Annotated in this window: 5 protein-coding genes; 3 read left to right on the top strand and 2 right to left on the bottom strand. The window is 73.4% G+C overall.

Going from position 1 to position 6,214, the window contains the following annotated elements; translation table 11 throughout:
* Positions 1-67: 67 nt before the first annotated feature.
* A complete protein-coding gene (locus ACFW2G_RS12795) occupies positions 68-436 on the bottom strand; it encodes an ArsR/SmtB family transcription factor (protein ID WP_384585397.1) in 369 nt (122 codons plus the stop codon).
* Positions 437-707: 271 nt separating this feature from the next.
* On the opposite strand from ACFW2G_RS12795, the gene ACFW2G_RS12790 reads away from it, so the two are divergent.
* Positions 708-2,072, top strand: coding sequence for an NAD(P)-binding domain-containing protein (locus ACFW2G_RS12790; RefSeq protein ID WP_384456252.1), 1,365 nt, complete (start codon positions 708-710; stop codon positions 2,070-2,072).
* Between the two features lie 228 nt (positions 2,073-2,300).
* Entirely contained in the window at positions 2,301-4,211 is a 1,911-nt protein-coding gene (locus ACFW2G_RS12785) for a copper resistance CopC/CopD family protein (protein ID WP_384585394.1), read from the top strand.
* A 76-nt stretch (positions 4,212-4,287) separates the two neighbouring features.
* Here ACFW2G_RS12785 and ACFW2G_RS12780 read toward each other — a convergent pair whose 3' ends face one another.
* Positions 4,288-5,292, bottom strand: coding sequence for a helix-turn-helix transcriptional regulator (locus tag ACFW2G_RS12780; protein WP_384585391.1), 1,005 nt, complete (start codon positions 5,290-5,292; stop codon positions 4,288-4,290).
* 134 nt (positions 5,293-5,426) lie between these two features.
* Between ACFW2G_RS12780 and ACFW2G_RS12775 the strand changes: the two genes are divergently transcribed.
* On the top strand, positions 5,427-6,167 hold the full coding sequence (locus ACFW2G_RS12775; RefSeq protein ID WP_384585387.1) for an NIPSNAP family protein: 741 nt from the start codon (positions 5,427-5,429) through the stop codon (positions 6,165-6,167).
* Positions 6,168-6,214 lie beyond the last annotated feature (47 nt).

Here is a 6,214-nt window from a genome sequence, read left to right as displayed (position 1 = left end):
CGGCGATCGGCGTCTGCTCGGCCCACTGGGGGCGCGTCGGGCGGCGGCCCCCCGAGCCGCGCCGTTGTCATGCCGTCTTCGCGGCGCCTGTCAGCAGTGCGCCCATGGCGGCGAGCACCGACGGCTCGACCCGGTAGTACACCCACGTCCCCCTGCGCTCGGAGGACAGTAGGCCGGCCTCCTTCAGCTTCTTCAGGTGATGGGAGACGGTGGGTTGGGAGACGCCGACGTCGGAGATGTCGCAGACGCACGCCTCGCCGCCCTCGTGCGAGGCGACGGCGGAGAACAGGCGCAGGCGCACGGGGTCGCCGAGGGCCTTGAACATCCTCGCCGCGACCTCGGCCTCCCCGGCCGACATCGGGCGCTCGGCCAGGGGCGGGCAGCAGGCTGCGACGACGTCGGGCTCCAGTAGCGGCAGAACCTTCGCATTCGACATACATCTATGTTGACACACATCGAACCAAGGGTGGAGGGGGTCGACTCCGCCTGTTAATTCGATAAATGTCTATGTTGACGTCTGTCGATGCAGGTGCCATGCTGACCGCACAAGCCATTGACGAACGTCGAAACAACCGGGAGTCGTCATGAACGATCCGGTCACCCCTGCTCCCGACCGGATCGCGCCCTGCTGTCGCACCCGCTGCTGCTGACCGCCCGCGACTCCCACCCATCCGTCCGTCCGCCTGCGCGAAGACCGGAGATCTGCCATGAGCGAGACCACCACCGAGCTGCCCGTCGTCGTCATCGGAGCCGGCCCCGCCGGACTCGCAGCAGCCGCCCACCTCCTGGGTCGCGACATCACCCCCCTCGTCCTGGAGGCCGGCCCCGTCGCCGGGGCCGCGGTGCGCGAGTGGGCCCACGTGCGGCTGTTCTCCCGCTGGGGCGAGGTCGTCGACCCGGCCGCGGAGAAGCTCCTCGCCCCGACCGGCTGGACCAAGCCCGCCGAGGACTCCTACCCCTCCGGCGGTGACTGGGCCGAGCGCTACCTCCAACCGCTCGCCGACGTGCTCGGCGAGCGGGTCCGCTACGGCGCCCGCGTCACGGGTGTCTCCCGCACCGGCCGCGACCGCATCGTCGACGCCGACCGTGAAGCCCAGCCCTTCGTCGTCCACTACGAGAACGCCGACGGCCACGAAGACCGCCTCCTCGCCCGCGCGGTCATCGACGCCTCCGGCACCTGGTCCACCCCGAGTCCCGCCGGCGGCAGCGGACTGGCCGCCCTCGGCGAGAAGGCCGCCGCCGACCGCATCACCTACCGCGTCCCCGACCTGAAGGACCCCGCCGCCCGTGCCCGTTACGCCGGGAAGCGCACCGCGGTCATCGGCTCCGGCGCCTCCGCCTTCACCGCCCTCGCCTCCCTGGCCGCCCTCGCCGAGGCCGACGACGGCCGGGGCACGCACGCGACGTGGATCCTGCGCCGGGGTATCTCCGGCTCCACGTTCGGCGGTGGCGAGGCCGACCAACTGCCCGCCCGCGGCGCCCTCGGGCTGGCGGCGAAGGCCGCGGTCGACGGCGGCCACGCCGACGCGGTCACCGGCTTCCGCACCGACGCCTTCGAGCGAGACGGGGACGGCCGCCTGGTTCTCGTCGGGGAGGACGGCCGCCGTTTGGAACCGGTGGACGAAGTCATCGTCCTCACGGGCTTCCGCCCCGACCTCGACTTCCTGGACGAGCTCCGTCTCGGTCTCGACGAGCGCCTCCAGGCCCCGGTCGAGCTCGCGCCACTGATCGACCCCAACCAGCACTCCTGCGGCACCGTCTACCCCCACGGTGTGGGCGAGCTCTCCCACCCGGAGAAGGACGTCTACCTGGTCGGCATGAAGTCCTACGGCCGCGCCCCCACCTTCCTCGCCCTCACCGGCTACGAGCAGGTCCGCTCCATCGCCGCGCACCTCGCGGGGGATCGCGAGGCGGCGGAGCGCGTCGAGCTCACCCTCCCGGAGACCGGGGTCTGCGGCGGCGCGGGTCTCTTCGACGAGCCCGCAGCAACGGAAGAGGCCGGCGGCGGATGCTGCGGAACCCCGGCCACCCTGAGCATCGGCGCGGCGCCTGCCGCCTCCGGCGGTTGCTGAGGCCGGCGACAGCACGGCTGCGTGGCCGCTACCGGGGCGGCCACGCAGGGGAGGGGCCATACAAGGGGGAGCGGCCCGGCGCGCGCCGTCCGCGCTGTCTTTAGCCGAAGTTGCTAGATCCGTCCGGCCCCTTCGACAGCGGCACTATCGTCCACAACTCCCCCCACCGAACGGACTCCCGCCGGTGGTGCCACCACCCGCGACTGTCGCTCCGGAGGCCGTGCCTTCATGCCCAGTGGATCACCTTCCGCAAGGAGGCCGTCGACCGTCCTGGCGCTGCTCGCCGCCCTGTGCGCGCTGCTCCTCGGCGGGGCCGGACCGGCCTGCGCGCATGCCGGGCTGAGCGGATCCGACCCCGGCGACGGCGCCGTCCTCACCGCGGACCCCCGGTACGTCACGCTCACCTTCACGGAGTCGGTGGGCTTCGTCGAAGACTCGCTGCGGGTGCTGTCGCCGCGGAACGAGCGGGTGAACCCCCGCCCGGCGCAGCATGTGGACCGCAAGGAGAACACCGCCCGGGTGGAGCTGTCCGACGACCTGCCCCGGGGCACCTACACGGTGGCCTGGAGGGTCGTCTCCGCCGACGGCCACCCGATCTCCGGCGCGTTCACCTTCTCTCTCGGAGAGCCGTCCGAGACGTCGGCGGTGCTGGTGGCGGGATCGCCGGACGGCACGGCGGTCGGCCGCCTGTACGGCATCTTCCGCTACGTCGCCTACAGCGGTATGGCCCTCCTCGTCGGAGCTGCCGCGGTCGTCCTCGTGTGCAGGCCCGCGGCGGGCGCGGCCCGTCCGGTGCGCAGGCTGCTGGTGATCGGGTGGACGGCTCTGGCGGCGTCCACGGTGGCCCTGGTGCTGCTGCGCGGCCCGTACGAGACGGCCGACGCGGTGACGTCGGTGTTCGACCCCGCCCAGCTGACCCGCACCGTCTCCGGGAGGCCGGGCGGCGCGCTCGTCGCGCGGCTCGCGCTCCTGGTCCTCGCCGCGGTGCTGCTGAAGCGGTCGGCCTCGCGGCTCGGCCTCCTCGACGACGCGCCACCGGCCCGCGGTCCCTCCGCCCGGCTCCGCCTGGCCTGTGTGCTCCTGGCTGTGGCCCTCGCCTTCACCTGGGCCTCGGCGGAACACGCATCCACCGGCCTCCAGGTGGCGTTGGCCATGCCGGTCGCCGTCGTACACCTCCTGGCCATGGGGGTGTGGCTGGGCGGTCTGCTCACGCTGCTGCTCCTCCTGCGCAGCCGGGCACCCGGCGGTCCGGCCATCCCGGCGGCCGGGATCGGCCGCTTCTCCCGGCTCGCTCGCACTGCTGTCGCCGTCCTGGTGGGCACCGGGGCGTACCAGTCCTGGCGGCAAGTCGGGTCCTGGGAGGCGCTGACCACCACCTCGTACGGCAAGACCCTGGTCGTGAAAACGGTTGTCGTGGTCCTGACGCTGTGGGTCGCCTCCTTCTCCCGCCGCTGGACCGCCCGCCTGGTCCGCGAGGCGGCGACCGGGCGGACGCCGACCCCGGCCCTTCCCGAGCGGGTTCCCGCCGCTCACACGGTCGGCGCAACCTCGTCTCCGGCGGGTACGGGGCCCGGACCCGCGTCCGCCGCGCCGCAGCGGGACCGGCGGGGCGACGAACCGGAACCGCCCGCACAGGAGGCCGGAACCGAGCGGCGCGGCCTGCGCCGCACGGTCGCGGTCGAGGCCGCACTCGGTGTCCTGATCCTGGCGATCACCACGCTGCTCACGGGTACCCAGCCCGGCCGAGCCGCCGAAGGGGGGAGCCCGGCGGCCTCCGCGGAGGAGCCGCGGGTGAAGGTGGTCACGGTCCCCTTCGACATGGGAAAGCCTCATCACCGCGGCACGGTGCAGATCACACTGACCCCTGGTCAGGTCGGCGAGAACACGGTCGAAGCCGTCGTCTTCACCGCCGACGGCGGTCTCGCCGCAGTCCCGGAACTCCGCCTCACCCTCACCCAGGACGACCTCGGGATCGGCCCCCTGGACGCCCGGCTCAAGAACCAGAAGGGGTACTGGGCTGCTTATGACCTGCAGATCCCCATGCCCGGTGAGTGGATCCTGAACATCACGGTGCGCACCACCGACATCGACCAGGTGACCGTGCGCGAGAGCGTCCGCGTCACGCCGGTGCCGAGGTGATGCCCCGGCCGATACATTCCGGGGGAGCGGCGCCGACCGCTCCCCGGTCGCAGCGCGGCCGGCCGTGCCGACGAGGTCAGGCCGGGCCGGTGAGGCCGTACGTCCGGGCGAGCGATCCCACGGTGTCGGTCATGGCCCGGCGCAGTTCGGCCGGTGCGACGACCTCCACGTCCGCGCCGAGTCGGAGCAGTTCGCCGCACGCGTGCGCGGTGCTCTCCGTCGGTACGACCGCTTCCACCCACCCCTCCCCGCCGACGGCGGTCGCGGTGGCGTCCACCGCCCGCACCACCTCCGGTGCGACGTTGTCGGGCAGGCGCAGGCGTCCCCGCGGGGACAGCCGGATCGTGGCCGTCCCCGTGTAGCGGCGCGCCCGGAAGTCCGCGAGGTAGGAGGCCCAGTAGGCGCCCAGCTCGAACTCCCGCGGCCGGTCGAAGCGTTCGTCGCCCAGTGTCGCGTCGAGGACCTGGGCGACCCGGTAGGTCGCCGTCGTCGGGGTCGGCGCCGCTGCGTCCTCCGTGGCGGCCACGACGTACCAGACGCCGGACTTGAGGACCAGGCCGTAGGGGTGCAGACGGCGGGAGACCTCCTGCGGTGCGCGCCAGCGCCGGTAGCGCACCTGCACGACCCGCCGGGTGAGCGTCGCGTCGACGAACAGCGGCAGGTACGGGGTCCGCTCGGGCTCCCGGTACCAGCCCGGGGCGTCCACATGGAACACCGCCGCCGTCCGCGCCGCCTCCTCCCGCGGCCCCGCAGGTAGCGCGGCCAGCAGCTTCAGCCGCGCCGCCGACACCTCCTCCGCGAGCCCCAGATCGGCGGCCGCGTCCGGCAGCCCGGCGAAGAGCAACGCCCGCGCCTCACCCTCGCTGATACCGGTCAGGCGGGTGCGATAGCCGTCGAGCAACCGGTAGCCGCCCGCGCGCCCGGGCTCCGCGTACACCGGTATCCCGGCGCCCTGCAGCCGTTCCACGTCACGGTAGGCCGTCCGCACGGACACGCCCAACTCCTCGGCAATCGCCCGTGCGGACAAGCGGCCGCGCGATTGCAGCAACAGCAGGACCGACAGGAGGCGACCGGCAGACATGGGCTCATTCTCCCCGGAAACCCTGACAGCACCTGGCACGCGCGAGGTCTACCGTCGGCCGGACACCGGGCAAGGCGACGCCGCCCACCGGACCGCACCGGACCGCCACCGACCGAGCAGAAGGAGAGTTCGCCGTGCCGCCCATCGACCCGGCCCGCCACCTCGCCGTGATCGAGCTCCGCCAGTACACGCTGCGTCCCGGCCGCCGCGACGGCCTCATCGATCTCTTCGACCGGGAGCTGGTCGAATCGCAGGAGGAGCAGGGGATGGTCGTCCTCGGCCAATTCCGCGACCTCGACGACCCGGACCGCTTCGTCTGGCTGCGCGGCTTCCCTGACATGGCGGCACGGCATGACGCGCTCACGTCCTTCTACGGCGGCCCCGTCTGGGCGCGGCACCGTACCGAGGCCAATGCCGCCATGACCGACTCCGACGACGTCCTCCTCCTGCGCCCCCTGACGGAGGGCAGCGGCTTTCATGCCGCCCCAGCCGAGCGGCCGCGCCCCGGGACCCCGGCGCCCGAGCGCTTCGTGTCCGCGACGGTGTGGTCCTTCCCGCCCGGACGGAGCTTCGGGGCCGGGCTGATCAGAGAGGGCCTCCTCCCGCTGCTCCGCGGCACCGGAGCGGCACCGCTCGCCGTGTACGCCACCGAGACGGCACCCAACACCTTTTCCCGGCTGCCGGTCCGCACCGGGGAGAACGCGGTCGTGGTTCTCACCCCCCACCCCGGTGAGGACGCTCATCGGCGGCACCTGGCCGCCCTGCGCGCACACCGCGTCGCACGGGAGGAAGTGCTGCCGGCGCTGGAGCGGGAACAGGCGTCCGCTCCTCGGACCCTGCGCCTCGCACCCACCGGCCGTTCGCTCATCTCCTGAGGCCGCCGGCGTCTGCCGACAGCCCGGCGACCGACGGCTGGGCGGCG

The organism is Streptomyces sp. NPDC058880 (assembly GCF_042742535.1).
Lineage (GTDB): Bacteria > Actinomycetota > Actinomycetes > Streptomycetales > Streptomycetaceae > Streptomyces.
The sequence above is the reverse complement of the archived record's forward strand: the minus strand, read 5'-3'. Positions and strand labels throughout refer to the sequence as shown.